18 protein-coding genes and 1 tRNA gene are annotated in these 22,985 nt (G+C 58.5%); 7 read left to right on the forward strand and 12 right to left on the reverse strand.

All coding sequences use genetic code 11. The annotated features are described in order from the left end of the window. Positions 1–342: 342 nt before the first annotated feature. Entirely contained in the window at positions 343–738 is a 396-nt protein-coding gene (locus HDF15_RS14085) for a septum formation initiator family protein (RefSeq protein WP_184256570.1), read from the forward strand. A 226-nt stretch (positions 739–964) separates the two neighbouring features. After that, complete coding sequence (locus HDF15_RS14090; protein ID WP_260331083.1) at positions 965–3,415, forward strand: TonB-dependent siderophore receptor; 2,451 nt, start codon at positions 965–967, stop codon at positions 3,413–3,415. Between the two features lie 196 nt (positions 3,416–3,611). On the opposite strand, the gene HDF15_RS14095 is transcribed toward HDF15_RS14090, so the two are convergent. The 8 genes from HDF15_RS14095 to HDF15_RS14130 form a co-directional block, all read right to left on the reverse strand. Next, positions 3,612–5,399: a voltage-gated chloride channel family protein gene (locus tag HDF15_RS14095; RefSeq protein WP_260331084.1), complete on the reverse strand. Its 1,788-nt coding sequence runs from the start codon at positions 5,397–5,399 to the stop codon at positions 3,612–3,614. Between the two features lie 119 nt (positions 5,400–5,518). Continuing rightward, entirely contained in the window at positions 5,519–5,848 is a 330-nt protein-coding gene (locus HDF15_RS14100) for a DUF190 domain-containing protein (RefSeq protein WP_184256574.1), read from the reverse strand. A 35-nt stretch (positions 5,849–5,883) separates the two neighbouring features. Next, entirely contained in the window at positions 5,884–6,261 is a 378-nt protein-coding gene (gene crcB, locus HDF15_RS14105) for a fluoride efflux transporter CrcB (protein WP_184256576.1), read from the reverse strand. A gap of 49 nt (positions 6,262–6,310) precedes the next feature. Continuing rightward, complete coding sequence (galE, locus tag HDF15_RS14110; protein WP_184256578.1) at positions 6,311–7,279, reverse strand: UDP-glucose 4-epimerase GalE; 969 nt, start codon at positions 7,277–7,279, stop codon at positions 6,311–6,313. A gap of 69 nt (positions 7,280–7,348) precedes the next feature. Next, the gene (locus HDF15_RS14115) at positions 7,349–8,407 is read right to left on the reverse strand and encodes a UDP-glucose--hexose-1-phosphate uridylyltransferase (RefSeq protein ID WP_184256580.1); all 1,059 of its coding nucleotides are present in this window, start codon (positions 8,405–8,407) and stop codon (positions 7,349–7,351) included. Continuing rightward, the gene (gene galK / locus HDF15_RS14120; RefSeq protein ID WP_184256664.1) at positions 8,404–9,564 is read right to left on the reverse strand and encodes a galactokinase; all 1,161 of its coding nucleotides are present in this window, start codon (positions 9,562–9,564) and stop codon (positions 8,404–8,406) included. The genes HDF15_RS14115 and galK overlap by 4 nt, the downstream gene beginning before the upstream one ends. Positions 9,565–9,596: 32 nt before the next feature. Continuing rightward, positions 9,597–9,791 carry a hypothetical protein gene (locus HDF15_RS14125; protein WP_014266132.1) on the reverse strand — a complete coding sequence of 65 codons (195 nt, stop codon included), beginning with the start codon at positions 9,789–9,791 and terminating at the stop codon, positions 9,597–9,599. Between the two features lie 133 nt (positions 9,792–9,924). Next, the gene (locus HDF15_RS14130) at positions 9,925–11,733 is read right to left on the reverse strand and encodes a sodium:solute symporter family protein (protein ID WP_184256582.1); all 1,809 of its coding nucleotides are present in this window, start codon (positions 11,731–11,733) and stop codon (positions 9,925–9,927) included. A gap of 204 nt (positions 11,734–11,937) precedes the next feature. On the opposite strand from HDF15_RS14130, the gene HDF15_RS14135 reads away from it, so the two are divergent. From HDF15_RS14135 to HDF15_RS14145, 3 genes are all read left to right on the forward strand, one after another. Next, a complete protein-coding gene (locus tag HDF15_RS14135; protein ID WP_184256584.1) occupies positions 11,938–12,894 on the forward strand; it encodes a ring-cleaving dioxygenase in 957 nt (318 codons plus the stop codon). Continuing rightward, the gene (locus tag HDF15_RS14140) at positions 12,891–13,538 is read left to right on the forward strand and encodes an alpha/beta hydrolase (protein ID WP_184256586.1); all 648 of its coding nucleotides are present in this window, start codon (positions 12,891–12,893) and stop codon (positions 13,536–13,538) included. The genes HDF15_RS14135 and HDF15_RS14140 overlap by 4 nt, the downstream gene beginning before the upstream one ends. A gap of 38 nt (positions 13,539–13,576) precedes the next feature. Then, positions 13,577–13,652, forward strand: a tRNA-Glu gene (locus HDF15_RS14145). Positions 13,653–13,727: 75 nt separating this feature from the next. On the opposite strand, the gene HDF15_RS14150 is transcribed toward HDF15_RS14145, so the two are convergent. The 3 genes from HDF15_RS14150 to HDF15_RS14160 all read right to left on the reverse strand — a co-directional run bounded on the left by HDF15_RS14150 (position 13,728) and on the right by HDF15_RS14160 (position 16,859). Further along, positions 13,728–14,876, reverse strand: a complete 1,149-nt coding sequence (locus HDF15_RS14150) for a glycosyltransferase (RefSeq protein ID WP_409254878.1) — start codon at positions 14,874–14,876, stop codon at positions 13,728–13,730. 413 nt (positions 14,877–15,289) lie between these two features. Beyond that, the gene (locus tag HDF15_RS14155) at positions 15,290–16,075 is read right to left on the reverse strand and encodes an SDR family oxidoreductase (RefSeq protein WP_184256590.1); all 786 of its coding nucleotides are present in this window, start codon (positions 16,073–16,075) and stop codon (positions 15,290–15,292) included. 16 nt (positions 16,076–16,091) lie between these two features. Continuing rightward, complete coding sequence (locus HDF15_RS14160; RefSeq protein WP_184256592.1) at positions 16,092–16,859, reverse strand: SDR family NAD(P)-dependent oxidoreductase; 768 nt, start codon at positions 16,857–16,859, stop codon at positions 16,092–16,094. A gap of 401 nt (positions 16,860–17,260) precedes the next feature. Between HDF15_RS14160 and HDF15_RS14165 the strand changes: the two genes are divergently transcribed. Next, complete coding sequence (locus HDF15_RS14165) at positions 17,261–18,589, forward strand: L-fuconate dehydratase (RefSeq protein ID WP_184256594.1); 1,329 nt, start codon at positions 17,261–17,263, stop codon at positions 18,587–18,589. 162 nt (positions 18,590–18,751) lie between these two features. Then, a complete protein-coding gene (fucP, locus tag HDF15_RS14170) occupies positions 18,752–20,092 on the forward strand; it encodes an L-fucose:H+ symporter permease (RefSeq protein ID WP_184256596.1) in 1,341 nt (446 codons plus the stop codon). A gap of 115 nt (positions 20,093–20,207) precedes the next feature. Here fucP and HDF15_RS14175 read toward each other — a convergent pair whose 3' ends face one another. Next, positions 20,208–22,748 (reverse strand): fibronectin type III domain-containing protein, encoded by a 2,541-nt coding sequence (locus HDF15_RS14175; RefSeq protein ID WP_184256598.1) that lies wholly within the window; start codon positions 22,746–22,748, stop codon positions 20,208–20,210. Between the last annotated feature and the right edge of the window lie 237 nt (positions 22,749–22,985).

A 22,985-nucleotide genomic window follows, 5' to 3' on the forward strand; every position in this document is an offset into this window, starting at 1 on the left:
AAGAGGCGTTCCAGGGATCTCCCCTTTACAGGGCGGGTCTCGTTTTATTCTTCCAAACCCTCTGAATGTCTGGCACTTGAAAACGCATCCATAGAAAACGGGTTCTTCGCCCCACGTTTCGTTCGAGAGCGTTGAGACGATAATCTGGAAAGCAACGGCATCACTAGAAATAGCACCAAAGAATAAAAGGGTAGGGCAATGGCTATCTATTCATAACTATCGATTCACCCGCTCCAGATGAGGGAAATGTAACAAGTGTGGTTCCTTTATTTGGTTGTGGACGCATTCTTTGTTGTGATAAGTGATACTTGAAAGATGCAGTAGCTATAAAAGGGCCTCGTTATGCCAGTCAATGGACAATCCGAAAACATTTCGCGCTTGGTGACGGTCGCTGGGACCGCGCGCGAACGTGTCTACGGTTGGCGGCGCAAGGCGGCTACCGTGGCGGTTGGTGTTCTGGCCCTGGGCATGGCGTATGGCGTAGTCTTCGGCAACAACGGAATTACGGTCTTCCTGCATAAACGGCAGGAGGCTCGGTCGTTGCAGCAGCAGATGCAGTTGCTGCAGGCTGAGAATGATCGTTTGCGTGGACACGTAGACCGTCTGCAGAATGACCCTGGTGCGATTGAACATCAGGCCCGCGAGGAGCTTCATTACACTCGGGCAGGTGAGGTCATTTATACGCTGCCCGTTGCCCCGAACGCTCCTGCGACAGCGCAACCAGCGGCCAATCCGTAAGGCTTTCTGGCTGATATTCATCTCCAAAGGGATCTCGGACTATCAAGACAAAATCATGACATCTTGGCGACAAGACTGTGACAAGTGAGGCATTGGGTTCCCCTAATATCGGACTAGAACAGTCGGATTCCGACTGTTCTAGTCCGATATTAGCTTTAAGGGGATAATAAGGATGGCCGCCGCCTTTAGTAGGAGTTCTTGCGCTAAAAGAGCTTTTGTTTCTAGTTTGTTGATTCTTTTTGGTTTCGTTGTGGTGGGAAAGGGTTGGGCTGGAGTCCCCGAGGACCAGGCGGTATCGTCGGGAGCCGTAGACGCGAATGCACCGGTAGAGCTCTCTGGTGTAGTTGTGGATGCTTCAGGAGCGATGGTGCCGGGAGCAGCGGTGAGGTTCAGCCCTGTAAATGGCGCCCCTACCGAAGTGACGGCGGACTCTGCCGGGGTGTTTCATGTGCTGCTGAAGATAGGACATTATCAGATCTCTGCCGTGCAGACCGGTTATGAACAACAGGAGCGGCCTCTAGAGCTTGCAAGCAGTTCTCCCACAAGATTGACGCTGACCCTGAAGATCAAGGGAAATGTGGAGAGCATTACCGTTGTGGCAGATGTCGGATACACGGCGACCTCAGCGATAACGGCTACTCGGGTGCCGATGAGTTTGCTGGATACACCGCAGTCAATCTATGCCGTCACTTCCCAGTTGATAGAGGATCGTGGAGCAGAGTCGCTGAAGGATGCATTGATGGGGGTTCCCGGTGTGCAGGCGGTGAGTCTTGGCGAAGGGCGCCGCGACCAGGTGTTGATTCGGGGCTTTAGTGCGAGCACGGACACCTATATTGATGGCGTCAAGGACGATGCTCCTTATTTTCGTGACCTCTCGAACACCGACCGGATTGAGGTGGTGGAGGGGCCGGCGGCTGTGTTGTATGGACGTGGATCATCCGGTGGATTGATCAACCGTGTCACGAGGCAGCCGCAGATGGAAGGCCTACAGGGACAGATTGGCTTTCTCGGCGGAAGCTATGGGGATAAACGGTTTGAGAGCGATGTAGCGGACAGTTGGCTGAACAATAAGCTGGGCGTGCGGCTAACCGGAGCAGCGGAAAAATCGGGAAGTCAGAGAGACTTCTTCTACCTTGATCGTTATGCCTGGGCTCCTACGGTGCGCTGGCAGCCGAACGACAGGACCCAGGTCTATGCCCAGTGGGAGCGGCTGCGCGATGAGCGTGAGCCGGATCGTGGTCTCGCGGCCATCAGCGGGCCACAGGGCGTGGTGCCGATTGGGACCAACTACGGATATGTGACGGGAACGCCGACGACGGCTCCGCATAACTTCAGTCACACTTCCGCGACGGACGAGACGTTGGACGTCAAGCATGAGTTTGTGGACGGATGGCATGTTCACAATGTGTTTCGGCAGGCGGGCGATGTCGTGGTCTGGTCGGAGACCTATCTCAATGAGGATCTCAGCAGTGGAATCTTTGGCACGGACGTGCGGAGTAAGCCTGGAGTTGTGACGCTGTTTTCTTTTGCTCAGGCTAATGCGAGTGGTAGCCCGGATAATCCGATCCTGACGCGTGGACAGACGAATGCTACGCAGAGCCAGCAGAACGTCTTCGACCAGGCGGAGGCCTACCGCTCAGGTAAGTTTCTGGGAATGGAGCATCTGCTGCTGATAGGCGCGGAGTATGGACGTCAGACGCAGGACAGGCTGCAGTTCACGGGAACAGCTCCCTCGGTGACCCTGTATAACCCGGACACGAGCCTTGCGCCGACCTTGTCGGCGACGCCTTCGACCAACAGTCGTGGGTTCTTTCAGACGGCAGCGGTGTATACGCAGGATCTCATGCAGCTTGCCTCTAAGTGGAAGCTATTGGCTGGAGTTAGGTTCGATAACTTCAAGCAAAACGTGGACAACCGGCTGCCGGGTGCGACGAGCCCGTCGCGTGTAGATAACGACTTCAGTCCGAGGGTGGGACTGTTATTCCAGCCGGTATCGAGCAGCACGGTGTACTTCAGCTACAGCCGGACGTTCGATCCTTCGGGCGAGGGCTTGAGCCTCTCAACCTCGAGCGCGGACCTGCCACCGCAGGTGACGACCAACTATGAGGTTGGGGCGAAGGTCGCCCTGTTGGGTGACAAGCTGACCTCTGCGGTTGCGATCTATGACCTGGATCGGACGAACATCCTGCAGGTGAGCCCTACGAACCCGAACCAACTGATCCAGGTGGGCGAACAGCGAACGCTGGGAGCGACGTGGTCGGTGCAGGGCAGCATCACGCCGCACTGGATGGTGTACGGCGGCTACTCGTGGAACGATGCTGTGCTGCTGAACTCGCCGACCACGTTCAATGGGGTGTCGTACAACGGCAAGCGTCCGAACGATGTACCGGTGAATAGCGGCAGCTTGTGGACGACATACAGCTTCAAGGGAGGATTCGGCGCGGGCGGCGGGTTGGTATTCAACACCGACAGCTTTGCGGCGGATGACAACCTGGTACAGTTGCCCGGCTATACGCGGCTGGATGCGATGTTCTTCTATCGCAAGCGGCATGTGGACGTGACGGCGCACCTGGATAATTTGACGAACACGCGGTACTACGACACGGGGCACTCGGACCTGGAGATCTTTCCAGGAGCTCCGATTAGTGGGAGCGTGAACCTGAAGTATCGGTTCTAGGATGGTTGCTCATGTCGGTTTCATCGGAGGGAGTGGAAGGCTTCAGGCCCGGCTCCCTCCGTCTTCTGACGCTAAAAGATAAGGAGTTGAGCTCTCCGCCGCGTCCGATGTGTATCCAGAAACGTTTATGGATACACATCGAGAAGCAGGTTTCTGCTCTTTGGCTTTGCTCAAAGAATGGCAAAAGTTAATCCGGCTACACTTCTTTGTTCGGCTTGTTGAACCCTTCATCATGTTCCATATCGAGAGCTTGCTCGAGCTCTCCGCGTTCGATGGCAGCTTCGATGCGAGCCTCTTCGCCACGCAGAAATACCGTGCGCACCTTCGTAAGGCGATCGCGGTTGTGCTTGAGGAAGGCTTGCAGGTCTTCCTCTTCGCCGACCAGTTCGAGGCATTGAGGGAGACGGGCCGGTGGAATCTCGCCGGTATCCATAACGAGATCTTCGTTCTTGAGATAGCCGCCGATTACACGGTGCAGCAAGGCTTGCTCGATGCCGTGTTCCTTGGCCTGGCGCAGGAGATAACCGCCGAGGCTTTGCGGCGCGAGCCGTTTCCACCACGAGCCGGAGCTGTGCATTTCAGATGCGGAGAAGTAGAGCCGTAAGACACTGAGATGTTCCATATCGCTCCCTTGAACATAGCCGAAATCGTTGATGCTTTCGAGCAGATCCGCCTCGTCTTCGTCATTCGCCTCATTACGCATTTTAGTAATGACTGCCAGCGACATGCCTTCATCGAGGTTCATGCTGAGGTGCTTGCTTTTGCCGACGCGTTGGGACTGGTAGATGCTGGAGTGCCCGGAGAAGAGATAGCTAATGATGCAGGCGATGCCGGCGTAGGCTCCAGCCTCCGCGCCGAAGAGCTCAACGGCCATGAGGGTGGAAGCGATGGGAGTATTGGCGGCTCCGGCAAAGACAGCGACAAAACCCATGCCTGCAAGAAGTGAAGGGGGTAAGGGCAATATGCCGGAGAGAGCATTGCCAAGCGTAGAGCCGATATAGAACAGTGGTGTGACTTCGCCGCCTTTGAAGCCACTACCCAGGGTTACGGCGGTGAAGAGAAACTTCGCCGCCCAGTCGTAGATAGGCAGTTTGTGATCGAACGAGGCGACGATGGTGGGGATGCCGAGGCCGATGTACTTTGTGGTGCCGAGAGCGAAGACTGCGGCGGTGACGAGCACGCCGCCGGCGGCAGGCCGCAGTGGAGCGAAGGCGATGTGTCTGCGGACGAAGTGGGCGATGGCATGTGTAACTTTGGCGAAGGCCATACCCACCAGGCCGAAGGCCACGCCCGCAGCTATCGCGGCGAGGATGCCTTTGATATTGATCTCCGGAACGGTGGTCACTCGATAGAGCGTGTGACGCACTCCCCAGGCGTGGGTGACGAGGTCTCCGATGAAGGCGGCGATCATGCAGGGTGCGAGCGCTTCATAGCTGAGACGGCCGATGGCGAGTACTTCGATGCCGAAGAGCGCGCCAGCCAGGGGGGTTCCGAAGACCGAGCCGAAGCCGGCGCTGATGCCCGCCATCAGCAGGATGCGGCGGTCGCGAGATGCGAGACGCAGTGGCCGGGTGAGCTGATCGGCCAGCGAAGCTCCGGTTTGTAGCGCGGTACCTTCACGCCCGGCGGAACCTCCGAAGAGATGCGTGAGAAAGGTTCCGAGCAGAATGAGGGGCGTCATCCGAAAGGGAATGACGGACTTGGGATCGTGGATCTCTTCGAGGAGAAGATTGTTTCCGGCTTCGACCGAGCGGCCGAGGTAGTGGTACATCAGTCCGACGAGAACGCCCACAGGCGCCAGAAGGAGGATGATCCACTTGTGGCTCTCACGCACCTCTGTGGCAAAGTTGAGCGAGACCAGCAGTAGGGCCGAAGCGCTGCCGGCGAGAATGCCAACGATCGCGGAGATCGGGATCCAGCGGGCCAGATCGAGCAGTAAACGAAGTTGTTCGGAGAGATAACGGTGACGAGATGTTTCGGACAAAGAACCTCCTACCTGATGAGTAGGAGTTATTAGCGCCGCAGAGCGGAGCGTCGGACGAACCCCATCGCCATGACTGTTACCCAGAAGATAGCAGGGCGTTTGAGCGGGCGTCAATCACTCTAACCGGCGGCCTTCACGACGGTTGTTTCCTGCATTTCGATCATGCCGGTGCGCGCCAGTTCGATGAGCTTTGGCATCAACTCATCTGCCTTCTCGCGAGTTTCGATGAACTCAATCTTCACGGGAAGGCGATCAGCTAGAAAGATTGAGGTCGAGGTGTGCAGATGATGATCGGAGCCGAAGCCTGCAAAGCCTTTGAGCGCCGTGGCACCGGAGACGCTGCTTTGGAAGAGAAAGTTCAAAATGCTTGAGCACACGGACTCGCCATGATGGGAGGCGCCGTCCGTTAGGTAGATGGAGACCTTGACTGCTTTTCCCGGTATCAACATAGGAACCTCCATATAGGAACCTCCATGAAACGCAGCTAGGAGATCGACCTGGCCGCTGCGGCTCCGAATGCAACCGCTACGAAACCGACAACGAGGCTGATGACCACATAAGCGAGCGCGATCCAAAACGCGCCGGTAGTGATACTTGTCCAAACTTCCCATTCAAAGGTAGAAAAGGTGGAAAAAGCACCGATGAATCCAATGGGTACAAGATACCGCCATGCAGGGTTGAGCCCGGCGTGACGGTTCAGATATTCGATCGACAGACCGATGAGAAAGCACGCCGTGATGTTAATCACCAGCGTGCCGATGGGAAAACGGGGACCGAAGCGCTCGGCAGCCGTTGCGCCGACGTAGTAGCGCAGGATGGAGCCTAAAGCGCCGCCGATCGCGATGAATAGGTATCGTTGCAAGCGTACGCTCCTTCGACACTTCGGCAGCTATCCGACTTTACACCGTTCCTCAGGCGTAGCGCTGCTTATGCCACTCCCACGCACTCTCCAGAATGCGATCTAGTTCCGGGTATTGTGGCTGCCAGCCTAGCTCTGTCTTGGCTTTCTCGGAGCCTGCGACCAGTCTCGCGGGGTCGCCGTCTCTGCGGGGCTTGATCTCGGCGGGGATGGCGTGGCCTGTGACGCGGCGTGCGGAGGCGATGACTTCCTTGACCGAGAAGCCGCTGCCGTTGCCGAGGTTGAGGATCATGCGGTCGCGCTCGCTCAGTGCCTTGATGGCCAGGATGTGGGCGTCGGCGAGGTCGCGGACGTGGATGTAGTCGCGGATGCAGGTGCCGTCGGGTGTGGGGTAGTCGTCGCCGTAGATGTTGATGCTGGCGCGGCGGCCGAGGGCGACGTCCAGGATTAGCGGGATGATGTGGGTCTCGGGCTCGTGGGCTTCGCCGCGTCCGGGGAGTGCGCCTGCGACGTTGAAGTAGCGTAGCGAGGCATAGCGTAGACCGTGAACGCGATGGAACCAGCCGAGCATCTGCTCGACCATCAGCTTGGACTCGCCGTAGGCGTTGGTCGGTGCGAGGGCGGCGGTCTCTTCGATGGGCGTCGACTTTGGTTCTCCGTAGACGGCGGCGGTTGAGGAGAACACGAGGCGGTTGGTGCCGGTCGCGTGCATGGCTTCGAGCAGTGCAAGGGTCGAAGCGGTGTTGTTGCGGAAGTAGATCTCGGGCTTTTGCATGGACTCGCCAGCTTCGATCAGGGCGGCGAAGTGCAGGACGCCATCCGGCTTCAGCTCGCGCAGCAGCGCTTCAACGCGGGGACGATCGGCGATGTCGGCTTCCACGAACTCCGCGCCCGCGGGCAGCTCTGCGCGCTTGCTGTGGCAGAGGTTGTCGAGCACGGTAACGCGGTGGCCTGCCTGCATCAGGATGGTCGAGACGGTTCCGCCGATGTAGCCTGCGCCGCCTGTAACTAAGAGGTTCATTGCTTCTCCGTGGGTTGATTGCGCTGACTGTACGGACGGGCTGAAGCCCGCCCCTTTCAAGCTTCCAATTTATTCTGCGGTTGCCTGCATGGCGTTGCGCAGCGTCTCGGCCGCGGACTCCGGGGTGATGTCACGTTGCGGCGACCCCAGCAATTCAAAGCCCACCATGAACTTGCGTACGGTAGCCGAGCGCAGGAGTGGCGGATAGAAGTGGGCGTGGAGATGCCACTCCGGATAGGCTTCGCCGTTGACAGGGCCGTCGGAGGGTGCGGGGTGAAGGCCCATCGAGTAAGGGAAGGGCGTGTCGAAGACGCGGTTGTAGCCGCGCGTTACCTGCTGCAGGATGGCAGCGAGGCCATCGCGCTCGGGGCCGGTCAGCTCCGCGAGTGTGGCGACACGGCGCTTCGGCAGGACGAGCAGCTCGAACGGCCAGACCGCCCAGAATGGAACGAGCGCTGCCCAGGTGTCGTTCTCGGTGATGATCCGCTCGCGCTGGTTCATCTCCAGTTCGAGATAGGCGGTCAACAGCGAGACGCGGTGTTGCTCGAAGTACTCGCGCTGCGCGGCGAGCTCCAGGGTGGGCTCGTTGGGGATGTGTTCGGTCGCCCAGATCTGGCCGTGCGGATGGGGATTGCTGGCGCCCATCATGGAGCCGCGGTTCTCGAAGATCTGCACATAGCGCATCTCGGGCCGTGCGCCGAGTTCGGCAGCCTGGGCGTCCCACATATCCACGACGCGGCGGATGGCGGAAAGCTCCATGGTCGCGAGTGTGAGGTCGTGGCGCGGATCGAAGCAGAGCACACGGCAGATGCCGCGCTCAGTCTCGGCACGCAGCAGCCCGGCCTGGTTCAGATCCATGGTTGTTTCGGGAACGTCAGACTTCAGGGCTGCGAAGTCGTTCTCGAAGACGTAGGTGCCGGTGTAAGCAGGCGTCTTGTGGCCGCCCGCGCGGGTGTTGCCGGGGCAGAGATAGCAGGTGGGGTCGTATTCCAGCGAGGGCGGGGTGGCCTTCTCTTCGGTCTGGCCCTGCCACGGACGCTGCGTGCGATGCGGTGAGACGACGACCCACTCGCGCTTCAAGGGGTTCCAGCGGCGGTGGGAGGCCTCACGAAAGATGGGGTCGATCATGCTTGCGATTCCTTTGCTTTGGTGCTGTTACGAAGCATGGCGCCGTCGACGGCCTCGCAGATGTAGGTCTCGGCCTTGATATTGAAGCGCTTCAGGTAGGCGGCCGCCAGGGCCTGCGCAAAGGTGTCTGCCTTGTCCTGGCTGACGAGGTTGACGGTGCAACCGCCAAAACCGCCGCCGGTCATGCGAGCGCCCAGGCAGCCTTCAAGTGCTACCGCCTGGTCTACGAGGAAGTCGATCTCTTCACAACTGCACTCGAAGTCGTCGCGCTGGCTGGCATGGGCTGCGATCATCAGCTTGCCCAGGTTTGCTGCGTCGCCGGCTACCATCGCGTTCTTTGCCTTGCGAACGCGGGCGTTTTCGGTGATGATGTGGCGGCAGCGGCGATAGGATTCCGGTGTCATCTTCGCGGCGCAGGCTTCGAGCTGATCGAGAGTCGCGTCGGCGAGATCACGCAATTGCGGAAAGGCGGCGCGCAGTACGTCTTGTCCGGCTTCGACCTCGCGACGGCGAAGACCGTAGTCTCCATCGGCGATGGAGTGCTTGACCATCGAGTTGCAGACGACGATCCGCATATTTACGAGGCCGTCGTGATTCATCGGGATGTGCTCGTAGCTGAGCGAGCGCGTGTCGAGCAACAGCGCGTGGCCAGCTTTGGCGGCGGTGATGACGAACTGATCCATAATGCCGCAGGGCGAGTGGACGTAGTCGTTCTCCGCGAGCTTGCAGAGCATTGCGATCTCTTCCAGAGGGAGAGTGGCGTTCGCGTGGGCTAGTATGGCGATCGCGGAGGCGACTTCTACCGAGGCTGAGGAGCTGAGGCCTGCGCCGAAGGGGACATTGCCGTGGATCTCAAGATGGAAGGGCGGCGGTGTAATACCGCGCAGTTGAAGCTGGCGGAGCACGCCGACAGGGTAGTCGCTCCAGTTGCCGGCGGCTTCGGAGCGATCGTCCAGCGTTATCTCGCGGGTCTCTTTGAACTGCTCGCTATGGAAATGGTACTGCGAGTCGCTGTTCGGTGAGATGGTGGCTGTGGTCGAGAAGGGAATCGCCATCGGCAGCACGAGGCCGCCGGTGTAGTCGGTGTGCTCGCCGATCAGGTTGACGCGGGCGGGCGCAATGTATACGTGTTCATTTGAGTTCTTTTGCAGAACGATCTCCTGGGGCCAAGTCGGCGAATCGAATGCTGTTAGCTTTTTTTACGGGCTGCGATAAACATGATAAGGCCAAAGGCGAGCATGACCAGACCCCAGACCAGATTCAGGTTGATCCCCTGGGAGCTGGCGTACATGGCGCTGCCGCGTGTAAAGACGCCGTAGCCTGCCATGATGCCGCCGATGATCAGGAAGATGAGGCCGAGGGGGAGGCGTATGTCGAGTCCCATAAGGTGTGCTTTCCTTCGCTTTGTTGATTAGATCAGTTTTGGGGTGCGACCACAAAACCGGGATGGTTTGCTTGTTTGCCGTAGTTTGTTTCGTCGTCATCCTTAAGGATGACGACGAAAACAGGCAATACCTCTACGCGAACACCAGATTCAACGCAATCAGCACCGCCAGCACCCCAAGCGCGAGCGTCATGGGCTTCTGGTACCAGGCCAGGTGGTGCTCCGGGGCTCTCGGGGTGAGCGAGTAGACCAGGCCGACGAGCTCCGGCTCCGGACGTGGCTTCGTAAACAGGCTGACCACGATGGTCACCAGCAGGTTTACCCCGAAGGCGAAGATTGCCGTCCAGAAGTTCTGCGCCATATCGCTGGGGTAGGTGTGGACCGTGTGGATCCATCCGCCATGAATGCCGGGGACGGCGTCCGCCGGAATGGTGAGGCCGTGATGCACCAGGGCCGCAGCGGTGCCGGTAAGCAGCCCGGTGAAGGCCCCATGACCGGTTGTCCGCTTCCAGAACATGCCCAGCAGAAAGGTTGCGAACAGAGGGGCGTTGACCAGGGAGAAGATCAACTGCAGCGCGTCCATGATGTTGTTGAAGTTGGTCACCGCATAGGCCGCGGCAATGGAGAGCAATATCCCTCCTATGGTTGCGATGCGGCCCATCCAGAGGTAATGCGCATCGCTGGCGTCCTTCTTGATGTACGACTGGTAGATGTCGTAGGTCCACACGGTATTGAACGCGGTCACGTTGCCGGCCATGCCGGACATGAAGCTCGCGAGCAGGGCCGTGAGACCGAGACCGAGAATGCCCGTCGGGAAGAAGTGCAGCAGCATGACGGGGATGGCGAGGTCGTAGTTGTAGACCGGGTTGCCGCTGGCATCGAGGATGGGCTTACCGCTGATCGGATCGATCTTGAGCGGGATGATGCCGTGAGGGTGCTCTTCATCCAAAGGAACCGCGTGCTGCGAAGTCGTAGCTTGTTGGGTGAGGGCGGCGGGGGCCTGCACGGCGGTGGAGTGCGATGTAACGCTGACCGCGATCAGGCCTGGCAGGATGACCAGGAACGGGAAGAACATCTTCGGTACGGCGGCCAGGATGGGCACGCGGCGCGCGGAGTCCTGTGACTCGGCGGCCATGGCGCGCTGGATGACGAGGAAGTCCGTGCACCAGTATCCGAAGGAGAGCACGAAGCCCAGTCCCATGACGAGGCCGACGACTTCGACGCCGAGCGAGTTGGTAGAGGCATGCGTCATGCCTTTCCAGGAGTGCGTCATGGATGTGGGCAGCTTCTGCTGAATGCCATGCCAGCCGCCGACGTTGCGCAGACCGATCCAGACCAGGGGAAGGAACCCGGCGACGATCAGGAAGAACTGTAGCACCTCGTTATAGATCGCGCTGGTAAGCCCGCCTAGGAAGATATAGCCCAGCACGATGACCGCGGAGAGCAGGATGGACACGTGGAAGACCCAGGCGTCCGGCACGATGCCGTGCAGCAGGCCCAGCGTCTGGATGAGCAGGGCCATCGCGTACATCGAGATGCCTGAGCTGAAGACCGTCATGATGGCGAAGGAGAACGCGTTGACCGCGCGGGTCTTCTCGTCATAGCGGAGACGGAGGTATTCAGGAACGGAACGGGCCTTCGAGCCGTAGTAGAAGGGCATCATAAAGAGGCCGACGAAGAGCATCGCCGGAATGGCGCCGATCCAATAGAAGTGGCTGGTGATGATGCCGTACTTGGCCCCCGAGGCCCCCATGCCGATTACTTCCTGCGCACCGAGGTTCGCGGAGATGAAGGCCAGTCCGCAGACCCAGGCCGGGATCGAACGCCCGGCGAGGAAGAAGTCGGTGCTGGTGCGCATGTATCGTTTCAGTGCAAAGCCGATACCGAGCACAAAAACAAAGTAGACCAGCATGATGAGCCAGTCGATGATCGAAAGATGCATGAGTCGGGCCTCGTAAACAGGGTTAAGACAGGATGGTCAAAGAGTTCGTTTGTTAGCCATCATACGTGCGAGGATCATGATGTCGAAAGTCAGGCGGCTCGCTCGCGCGGACAGCTTCGCGGGGAAGACGGATAGTTTGCTAATGAATCCAATTTCCTATTGATGAATCTTATGAAGCCGTAAGAGATGAAAGGAAGGGACCAAATGCCACAACTCCCGATTGTTGGGCTTCACCATGTAACTGCTATTGCCTCGGATCCACAGCAGAACCTGGACTTCTATACCGATGTCCTCGGATTGCGGTTCGTCAAGCGAACGGTGAACTTCGACGACCCCGGCAGCTACCACTTCTATTTTGGCGATGACGCCGGAACGCCGGGCACAATCCTGACCTTCTTCCCCTGGCCGCGCGCCTCGCGGGGTCTTGCCGGCGCCGGTGAGACTACGCATACCGCCTTCAGCGTGCCGCTGGCCTCCCTGGAGTATTGGGAGAAGCGGTTGACTGAAAAGGGCGTGCTTGTGGAGCGCACTGGCAAGCGTTTCGAGGAAGAGGTGCTTACTTTCGCCGATCCCGATGGCATGAAGGTCGAGATCGTAGGCCACGCCGGTGCAGGTGAGGCGAAAGCCCCACGCTTTGCTACGGTGCCTGCGGAGCATGCAATTCGCGGCTTCTTCGGCGTGACCCTGCTGCAGCAGCGCGCGGAGGAGACGGCAGCCATTCTGAACGTGATGGGCTTCCGCAAGGTCGCCGAAGAGGGCAAGCGGCAGCGTTTCGCAGCGGAGGGCTCGGCGCTGGGTAATCACATTGATCTGTTGATTGAGCCCGGTGCCAGCCATGGGCGTCCTGGAGCGGGTTCGGTGCATCACATCGCGTTTCGCGCGGCGGATGAAGCCTCGCAGAAGGAGTGGCGCGAGGAGATCGAGAAGCACCTGGACGTGACCCCGGTGCTCGACCGCGACTACTTCCACTCGATCTACTTCCGTGAGCCGGGCGGCGTGCTGTTTGAGCTGGCAACGGATCCTCCGGGCTTTGCTACCGATGAGCCGGTGGAATCGCTGGGTGAAGCTCTGCGCCTGCCGCCGTGGCTGGAGCCGAGGCGCGCAACGATCGAACAGCGTCTGCCGAAGATCGAGCTGCACAAATGGAAGGAGACCGCATGAGCGCCGACCCTCACAAGGACGGAAAGGTGCATCGCTTCGGGGCCTCGTTGGAAGAGGCCTCGGGAGCGGTCATCCTGCTACACGGCCGAGGCGGGTCGGCTGAGGACATCCTGTCGCTGGCCGAGGCGATGTACAACCCTCGGCTGGCCTATCTCGCGCCGCAGGCTGCGGGTTCCACGTGGTATCCGAACTCATTTCTCGCGCCGCGCGAGAGCAATGAGCCGTGGCTCAGCTCTGCGCTGCGTAAGGTCGAGTCCGTCCTTGATCTCGTGATCGCTGCGGGGATTCCCCGGGAGCGCATCGTGGTGGGAGGGTTCTCTCAGGGAGCCTGCCTGTCGACGGAGTTTATTGCCACGCATCCGGGGCGCTATGCAGGCTTGATTGCTTTGACCGGAGGCCTCATTGGGCCTCTGGGCAGCGATGTCACGCATGTTGGAGACCTGGCGGGAACACCCGCGTTCTTTGGCAGCGGCGATCCCGATCCTCATGTGCCGTGGAGCCGGGTGCAGGAGTCCGCCGAGGTGCTCACGGACATGGGCGCGAAGGTGACGACACGACGCTATCCCGGCCACCCGCATACGGTGTCTCAGGAGGAGCTTGAGTTCGGACGGCGACTTCTGCAGGATGCGTTTCCTGCCGTGTAGACGGGGCCCAGCATCTACACTGGAGTTGCGCGTAAAAAGTCCCCGTCGTCTAGTGGCCCAGGACGCTGCCTTCTCAAGGCGGAAACATAGGTTCGAATCCTGTCGGGGACGCCACTGCTCCAGCTTCTAAGCTGCTACCCGGCGAAAGTTCCACGACATCTTCGCCGCCACCAAATCAGGTAACTCGCTTTAGACGACGGCTAGCGGAGCATCTATTGACGAGCTTCTCATCGGGTCTGCAAGCACGGCATCAACGGTTCGGGCGATTTCGTTTAGCGCGTTATATTGGGCGAAGTTTTTCTGTACTCTCTGTGCCTGCTCCCGATATCGCTTATCTGTCAGGACGGCGCGCACTGCAGTTTGAATCTGCTCAGGGGTGGGACGTCCCGTCTTCAGATTGATTCCCGTGCCTGTCCACTCCACGCGGCTAGCGGTAAATGCCTTTTCTTCTGTGTCACCGGCAACTACCAGCGGTACGCCAAAGCTGAGTGACTGTTGCACCGCACCGTATCCACCGTTGGTGACAAGCACGTCGACTTTTGGCAGCAGCGGTACAAATGGGACAAACGTCTCGACCCTCGAATTAGGGGGAGCAATAAGGTCATCAATATTGGCGCGTCCTGTAGCTGCGATGACAAGAGCGTTGTCTTCGTTCAAAGCCATGAGAGTGGGCTGGAGCAATTCCTGTAAATCGAAGTTGGCGAATGTGCCCTGGGTAACAAGGACCACTGGTTTTGATCCATCCAATTCACTCCACCACGCAGGTTCTTTGAAGCTGGAGGTTTTATTCGGCAATACTGGTCCCACATAGCGAACTTTTGATGGCATGTCGCTGCGTGGATATTCGAATGCGTCGCCGGTGAACTGCAGAAATAAATCAGGCACAGTGTAGATGGCGTCGAACCAAAAGCCAGAAAGTGGAGGAGAGCCGCATTCGGAGAGTGCCAGATTCAGCAGGTCGGCAACCGGCTGAAAACCTCTCTCCATTTGAATATGCTCTGCCTGATTACGCTTGCGACCTTCGGGGGTGTTGTCATACGAGTCGAGACCACAATCGATACTTCGCAGCATCAAGGGAGTCACTCCACAGCCTATGACTGGCGGTCGATTCTCCCTTGGCCCTAACAACATCGGAAAGCATCCGAGATACATGGAAGACGTCAGGATCAAATCAACCTGCGTTTCATTCAAGACTTGCAGCAGGCCCCGATGTTGATCAGGGAGGGGATCAATGAACCAGTATTTGATGTTATTGAGAATCCGTGCGACTCCCGTCAGTGTTTCCCTTTCGGCTGCATTCCCTGGATTTCTGTAATCGATATTGGCTTTTCCGGTCATTGGAGCGAATCGAAGACCAGTTTCTTCCACCTGCCGGCGAAAAATATCTCCAGTATGAAATATGACTGTATGGCCTAGACTCGCGAGATGAACGCCTACAGATAGCATCGGCGTTACGTGGCCAGGATTCGGGAGAGCGCAGATCAGGATGTTACTCAGAGAGATCTCCTCTATAGAGACTTTCCATATAATATAACTGACACACCGAGCAAGACATTTGAAGATCAGGCAGACATGTGATGGTGGTTTCAGTAAGAGGGCTGCTGAGGTCGTCTGCCACTATTCACACGGTCGCCTTCAACACTGCGGCGAGTAAGCGGCTGTACTGCTTCTCACTCACTCGTACCTTTTAGGGCCATGTATCAGCTGCAACAAAAATTGCAATCCCAACAAAGGGCACGTGTCGATACGCGCTAGGTCAGCGCGCGATCCAGATGCGTGTAGCCGCCATCGACGATGAGGTGTTGCGCCGTCGTGTGGCCGGACTGCTTCGAAGACAGTAAAAATACCGTCATCGCAGCAATCTCAGAGCCTTCCGTCATGCGATGGCCCAACGGAATCTTGTTTGTGATCGATTTCAACGCGGCCGCCGGGTCGTCGCGGGTGTCGAGCCAGCGTTTGTAGAGCGGGGTCAGCACTTCGGCGGGCAGTACGCTGTTCACGCGAACGCCAAAGGGAAGCAGCTCTGCCGCCCACTCGCGGGTGAGCGCAAGCTGCGCGCCCTTCGCTGCCGCATAGGCTGACGTTCCTCCCTGGCCGGTGAGCGCTACCTTGGAGCTGATGTTGACGATGGAACCCTTCGCCTCCTTCAGCATTGGCAGCGCATAGTGGGCCATGGCGTAGTAGTGAACGAGGTTCTGCCGCAGGCTCTCAAGGAAGCGGTCCGGATCGCCGCTGGCCAGGCCGACGCCGTCGTTGGCTCCGGCGTTGTTCACCAGTCCGTCAAGCCTGCCATATTTCTGCTGCACATACTCGACGGCCCGCCGGCATTGTGTGGAGTCTTCGAGGTGCGACTCGATGAAATCGCAGGGCTTTTCCTCGCGCTGCATCTCTTCGATAAAGTGTTCGACGTTCTCCGAGACGCGGCTGACGACGACAACCTTTGCGCCCTCGTCCAGGCAGGCGCGGGTTACGGCTTCTCCAATGCCCGAGGCGCCGCCGGTCACTACGATGACGTGACCTTTCAATCCCAGATCCATATTGTTCCTTTGAGCTTTAGCGCAGGTTGAAGAAGCCGCCATCGATTGGATAGTCGACACCGGTCAGGAACGAAGCCTCGTCCGAGCAGAGATAGAGTGCCAGCACGGCGATCTCTGCAGGAGTGCCCATGCGCCCGATCGGCTGGGCCTGGGCGAGGACCTTCATCTTCTCTGCTTCCTGGCCGGGGTAGTTCTTGGCGAGAAAGCCGTCCACAAACGGTGTGTGGACACGCGCCGGGGAGATGCAGTTGCAGCGAATGCCCTGCGAAATATAGTCCTTGGCGGCGGAGAGCGTCATTGACAGCACCGCGCCCTTCGTCATGGAGTAGGCGAACCGGTCGGTGAGCCCTGCGGTTGCGGCGATCGAAGCCAGGTTGAGGATCACGCCGTGCTTGGCTTCGAGCATGGGCTTGATCGCGGCCTGCATGCACAGGTACGTACCGCGCACGTTCACCGAGTAGAGCCGGTCCATGTCCTCGGGAGTGGTGGAGAGCAGGTTACCCACGTGCGCGATGCCGGCGCAGTTGACGAGGATGTCGAGCTGGTCGCCGGCCTGGCTGAAGGCCTCCGCGACGCTGTCCGCGCGGGAGACATCGCAGGCAATGCCTGTAGCGCTGGCCGATGTCTTCTCCGTAATGGCTTTGGCCGCTCCGGCCGTCTTTTGCGCATCGAGATCGAGCAATACGACATCGGCCTGGTGTGCTGCAAATAGCTCGGCTATCGCCAGGCCTATACCGCTGGCTGCGCCCGTTACAACAGCCCGTTTCCCCTTAAGATCAAACACGTCTGAACTCCTGTCGAAGATGTTACCGATACCGCCTGAGTTTTACTTGTCCAGTGGATATCTGTCAAATATGAAAATCTAATATCATGGATGAAATATATCCTTTCCTGGATGGATGCCTCCAGATCATAGGATGCGGACAGAATACCAAGAGGTCTGGCAGACGGGCTTTTTGCGTTTCTTATCTCATTTTCGCGAGGCAGGTGTTTTCAGGAATGACAAAAAGAAGAGAAAAAGCACATCTTTAGGACTATTTTCATAGCAGATTCCGTTGTATTCTTTAGTGCAATCGATGTTTCATTGACGAAAAATAATTTCATTCGCTACGATTCGAGCGAAGCATAATTGGGTATCATGCAGAACAGCAATTTAACCGTTATTCCAGAACTCCGAGGCCGCTCTTGAAGCCCATTACAATTACCAACACGCGTGTCATCGATGTGCGGTTCCCGACATCGCGTGAGCACATTGGATCTGACGCTGTAAATAAAGATCCCGACTACTCCGCGGCGTACTGCATCCTTGAAACCGATGCCGGGATAGAAGGACATGGACTTACCTTTACCTTGGGTCGTGGCACGGAGCTTTGTGTCAGCGCGCTCCGCTACTTGACCCAGTTTGTCCAGGGACGCACGTTGGAGTCCCTGACCTCCGATCTCAACGCCATGTACCTGGAATTGACCGGGGACACGCAGTTTCGTTGGCTTGGGCCTGAAAAGGGTGTGATTCATCTAGCCTGCGGTGCGCTGGTAAATGCTGTCTGGGACCTGTATGCCAAGGCCGAAGGAAAGCCGGTCTGGCGGCTGCTTGCGGATATGACGCCGGAGCAGATCGTCTCGGCTATCGACTTTCGTTATATTGCCGACGCACTTTCGCCCGAAGAGGCGCTCGCTATCCTGCGCAAGGGCAAAGAGGGCCAGCAGCAGCGGCTCGCGGAGATTACGGCAGGCGGTTATCCGGCCTATACGACCTCGGCCGGATGGTTTGGCTTCAGCGACGAAAAGATTCGGCGCCTTTGCCGCGAGGGGATTGCCGACGGCTGGACCCACTTCAAGCTCAAGGTGGGCGGCGTGCCGGAGGACGACCTGCGGCGCGGCCGGATTGTGCGCGAGGAGATCGGCTGGCAGAACCGCATGATGGTCGATGCCAATCAGAAGTGGGGCGTCGAGGAGGCAATCAGCCGTACGCGGCAGCTCGCTGAGCTTCAGCCCTGGTGGATGGAAGAGCCCACGAGCCCGGACGATATCCTGGGCCACGCCCGTATCCGCCGCGAGGCCGCTCCGACCCGCATTGCAACGGGTGAGCACTGCCACAACAGCGTCATGTTCAAGCAATTGTTTCAGGCTGGAGCGATCGATGTCTGCCAGATCGATAGCTGCCGGGTCGCGGGCGTGAATGAGAACCTGGCGATCATCCTGATGGCCGCAAAGTTTGGCATCCCGGTCTGCCCGCACGCCGGTGGCGTCGGACTGTGCGAGTATGTGCAGCATCTCTCGATCTTCGATTTTCTGAGCGTCTCGGGCACGATGGAGAATCGCGTGATCGAGTATGTCGATCACCTGCATGAGCACTTCCGGTACCCGGTAAAGATTCGCCGGGGACACTACCTGGCGCCCACCGATCCCGGTTATAGCTGTGAGATGTTGCCTGAATCTCTGAACAAGTTCAGCTTCCCCGAGGGTGAGGTATGGAAAGAGCAGGAACCCGAAACTAGCCTGGCTCAAAAGTAGACGTTGGGCTGGAGCTTCAGAGATAGAGATGTAGCTGTTGTTCTTGCCTTTCTTGTTGTCATTCCCTGCGGGAATGACAACAAGAAAAGCAAGAACAACAGCAGAGTTGTGGATCGACTACCATCAGCTTTTCAACTTCCTCGTTCTGCCCGAGGTTCCATCGTGAATATCGCCGTCGACACGCCCTCTTCAACCGGACCCTCCAGTAACGGCCAAAAGCCTTGTCTCTTTCCCGTGGGGCACATGGTGCCGTTCGTACTGGTTACGGTGCTCTTCTTCATCTGGGGGATGTCGAACAACCTCACTGACATCCTGGTGCAGCAGTTCAAGAAGTCCTTTGAGCTTTCACCGCTACAGGCGCAGCTGGTACAGACGGCAGTCTTTCTCGGCTATTTCTTCATGGCGCTCCCTGCGGCGCTGGGTATGCGGAAGTGGGGCTACAAGGCGGGCATTCTGGCGGGACTCTGCCTGTTCGGCTTGGGCACGCTCATGTTCTGGCCTGCGGCTGTGATCGGGCGTTACTGGCTCATGTTGACGGCACTGTTTGTCGTGGGCTGCGGCTCGGCGACGCTGGAGACGGCGGCGAATCCCTTCATCGCCCAGACCGGTGCTTCCGAGACCTCGGAGCAGCGCCTGAACTTTTCCCAGGCCTTCAACCCGCCCGGCACCATTATGGGCGTCCTGATCGGTACCTTCTTTATCTTCTCCGGCGTTGAGCTTTCAGCCAGTAAGGTGGCGGAGATGAAGGTTGCCGGCACCTATGCTGCCTACCTTCATGGCGAGATCATGCGAGTCGTGCCCACGTATGTCACACTCGGCTGCGTTGTTCTGCTCCTTGCTCTGGTGATTGGCCTGACGCGTTTTCCTGCGAATGCTCGTGAGCATGACGCGAGCGAGGAGCACAACCTTGGCTCACAGCTTTTATCTCTGCTGCGAAGCCCCGGGCTTCTGGCCGCCATCGTCGCACAATTCTGCTACTGCGGTGCACAGGTAAGCACCTGGTCCGCGTTTATTCCGTACGTGAAGCAATACACCCACGCCACCGAGCGTACGGCAGCCTTGTTCCTGACCGGAAACCTGATCGCCTTCGCCGCCGGCCGCATCATTTCGACAGGACTGATGCGGTGGTTTGCGCCCGCGAAGATGATGGGTGTCTATGCGATCGTGAATATTGGGCTGATCTCCCTGGGTATTCTGCATCCGGGACTGGTGGGTGCAGGCGCTCTTCTGCTTACGAGCTTCTTCATGTCGGTGATGTTCCCTACGATCTTTGCGCTCGGCGTAAAGGGCCTGGGGCCGCGCACCAAGCTGGGTGGTTCCTTGATCGTGATGTCGGTGGTGGGTGCGGCCGTTGTGCCGCCTCTACTGGGGTTGATTGCGAAGCACTTCGGCAGCTATGCACTGGGCTATGGGGTGGTGATCGCCTGCTATGTCGTGGTTGCTGTCTATGGCCTGCGCCCGCGCCCGGTGACGAGTGTGCATACCGTCCCTGTGATGCCGTAGGGGCTTGTTGAGCTTGATCCTGAACGCGCAGGATGATTCAGAGAGCAATTGAAAGGGGGCAAGAGATATTTCATCTCTTGCCCCCCTTTTTTCATTTAACATTCCTGCTTCGGTGCTATGGCTGCGAGGTATCTGCCGAATCATTCGACCACGCAGGTTCGCCCTCTCCCAACGGATTTACCGCAGAGACCCCGAACGTATACTTTGTGCCTGGTGTCAGGCCATCCATTGTGACGAAGGTAACGTGGCGGCCTTCCAGTGTCAGCGTGCGGCGTCCCGTAAAGACTTGCCTGCGGCCGCCCGGCCGGATGGTGACAGCATAGGCAGTGATCCCTTCTGCATTGTCCTTGGGATCTCCAAAGTGGATGCTGGCGCGGCTGCCTTCGACATAGGCTTTGACCGTCTGCGGTACGCCCGGACGGCTGATCGGCGCAGTAGACGCGGTCACCGGATTAGAGGGCAGGGACTTGACGCTGCTGCCGTGAGCATTGGAGGCCGTGACCGTGAAGGTGCGGGGTCTTGAAGCCCGTTTGACAGGCATTCGGGCGTAGGCAAGTTTATTGAACTTCTCGGCCGGGAGTGTGACCTGAAGACCATCGCTTGATCGGACGGTGTAGTGATCGATTGGCGCGCCGCCTTCGAAGACCGGAGGACGCCACGTGATGTAGGCCTCAGTGGATGTCTCGAAGGCTGAGACCGCCGTGGGCGCCTCAGGGGCCGTCCTCGGCGTAGGAGCAGTGATCAGGTCACGGAAACCCGCTTCGAGTCCAGCGTCCTCGAGTAACTCGGCAGGAGCCTGGTTTATCGCGGTGATCGTGTGATTATTCTTCTCGATGACCTGTTTGGCCGCTGTGTCGGGATCGCCCTGCTCCCACCAGTTGCCTTCAATGGCGAGGGGATCGTTACTGTCTCCCTTGCCGCCATCGTAGTAGTCCTTATGGCGTGATCCCCAGTTGTCGTGATTGGTGTTGAACATCACGTTGCCGCGAACCGTGATCATGGCGGAGCCGTTGTCAGTATAGATAGCGTGCCCCGTACTGAACTGATCGTCGATTACGTTGCTCTCCACGTGTTCGCCGTCGGCAATCGTTACTCCTGTCCGGCCCTGGGTGTAGATGCCGCCGCCATCGGAGAGTTTGAGCATAAAGTGCGTGATGCGATTGCGCTCGATTACATTCCCGGTGGAACGATTCATTACGCCGGGCAGTGCGATCTTATCCGGCCATCCGCCCCAGCCAATGGAGATGCCCGCGTAGGGAACATGGTCGATCTGGTTGTGCGCGATGTGGGTGAAGCGGGCATAGCCTACGACGATGGGGATGCCGCCGTGGAACTCCGCTCCAACATTGCGAAACAGGTTATCTTCGATCCGGTTTTTGATGGCGAATTCGACATCCGGCGCCATCGGTTTGTCGACGCCCGCGAGCTCCAGTCCATTGCCGGAGATGTCGGTGAAGACGCAGCCTTCGATCACATCTCTATGCGCGCCACCGCTCAGCGAAAGGCCCGCTGCGCCGAGATGGGTGAAGGTGTCCCGCGTGAAGTGGAGGTCATCGGTAAAAGTTGCAGAGACATTGCCAGGCTCAGGTGTCCAGGCGGCAAAGGGACAGGTGCCGCCGGGGACGAGCGTGCAGAGTGCCTGCTTCGCTGCGCCGTTATAGGTGGTGACGCGGTAGTTGGCCTGGATCTCGGAGAAGCCCTCCGAGGTGCTGGGTTCCTGCCACGCGGCGTAGGCGAAGGTGATGCCCGAGATCGTGACATGCTGTACCGGCTCTTCCACGCTTCCGTGCAGTTCAAGCAGCGATTCGAGCACTGGCACTTCGACGTCCGCATTGTGCAGGTCTTCTCCCTTGCGAGGCGTATAGAAGAGCATGTGGGTTGTGCGGTCGAAGTAGAACTCGCCTGGTGTGCCGAGGAGTTCATAGGCGTTGTCGATGTAGGTGGGCTGCTTGCCCACACTTGCTGGACCCACGAGGTTCGCACTGCGTGCGCCGTTCGGCAGCATGACGCGCTTGGTGGAGTTCTGCCAGCAGGGCTCGGCCATCTCGATCTCCCTACCGTGGATGGCGGACATGGGGCAGCGCGGTTCGGTCCAGGAGCCCAGACCGACGGAGGGCTCTCCCCAAAGTGCATTGCCGCCGGTGTAGACGAACTCGAGATCGTCAGGGTGTCGCCAGTGCGAGAGTAGATCGCTATCGGCGGTATAGCCGGTCTCGGTCATCGTCAGCTTCACAGGCGAACGTCCCTGCGCACGGCTTGCGCGAACCCCATCGACATAGATCTGGCGTGGTGCTGCAATCTCCTCGGGAATACGTGCGGACCGCACAGACTGCCGCGCGTCGGTAAGCTTCCATCCTGTGATGCGCGTGCCGCCGCTCAGGGTAACGTTCTCATGGGCCGCGGCCTTGAGCGTAAGCCCGGAGTCCGCTGATGTCAGTATCAAAGGAGCTGAAAGGCGATAGACGCCGCCAGCAAGCTCAACCGTGTGCTCGTGCGTCTGCCGTGCGAGTGCGAGGGCGGTCGCCAGAGATCGCACCGGCGCGGTCTGCGTTCCGTGTGCCTTATCGTTGCCGGTGGGCGAGACGTGGACTACCTGCGCGTGTGCGCCGAGAACGAATGTGGCGGCTAGCAGGGAAGCAGAAAAGCGAAGCGTCATGATGTGTACCAGTCTAAAAACTTTTGGTGCTGCTATTTTCTATTGTCACCTTGAATTTCAGGCCTTAGAACTCAGGCCTTTGTCGTTGCCTTTCTGACAGTCATTTCTCGTCTCATTCGGAATGACAACCTCCAACTTGCTCCTCTCTTTTTTCGATGTTGCTGAAACGCAACTACAAGATTCCAGTGATTCTGGCGGATTCTCCTCCTGCAAACGATGAGATGGTAGATTGCTTTT

The sequence above is a fragment of the Granulicella mallensis genome (assembly GCF_014203225.1).
Taxonomy (GTDB): Bacteria; Acidobacteriota; Terriglobia; order Terriglobales; family Acidobacteriaceae; genus Granulicella; species Granulicella mallensis_A.

Coding starts and splice junctions, on each gene's coding strand:
- HDF15_RS14085 (WP_184256570.1), top strand. CDS start 343: ATGCCAGTCAATGGACAATCCGAAAACATTTCGCGCTTGGTGACGGTC.
- HDF15_RS14100 (WP_184256574.1), bottom strand. CDS start 5,848: ATGTTGATACCGGGAAAAGCAGTCAAGGTCTCCATCTACCTAACGGAC.
- galE (WP_184256578.1), bottom strand. CDS start 7,279: ATGAACCTCTTAGTTACAGGCGGCGCAGGCTACATCGGCGGAACCGTC.
- HDF15_RS14115 (WP_184256580.1), bottom strand. CDS start 8,407: ATGATCGACCCCATCTTTCGTGAGGCCTCCCACCGCCGCTGGAACCCC.
- HDF15_RS14125 (WP_014266132.1), bottom strand. CDS start 9,791: ATGGGACTCGACATACGCCTCCCCCTCGGCCTCATCTTCCTGATCATC.
- HDF15_RS14130 (WP_184256582.1), bottom strand. CDS start 11,733: ATGCATCTTTCGATCATCGACTGGCTCATCATGCTGGTCTACTTTGTT.
- HDF15_RS14135 (WP_184256584.1), top strand. CDS start 11,938: ATGCCACAACTCCCGATTGTTGGGCTTCACCATGTAACTGCTATTGCC.
- HDF15_RS14140 (WP_184256586.1), top strand. CDS start 12,891: ATGAGCGCCGACCCTCACAAGGACGGAAAGGTGCATCGCTTCGGGGCC.
- HDF15_RS14150 (WP_409254878.1), bottom strand. CDS start 14,876: ATGACCGGAAAAGCCAATATCGATTACAGAAATCCAGGGAATGCAGCC.
- HDF15_RS14155 (WP_184256590.1), bottom strand. CDS start 16,075: ATGGATCTGGGATTGAAAGGTCACGTCATCGTAGTGACCGGCGGCGCC.
- HDF15_RS14175 (WP_184256598.1), bottom strand. CDS start 22,748: ATGACGCTTCGCTTTTCTGCTTCCCTGCTAGCCGCCACATTCGTTCTC.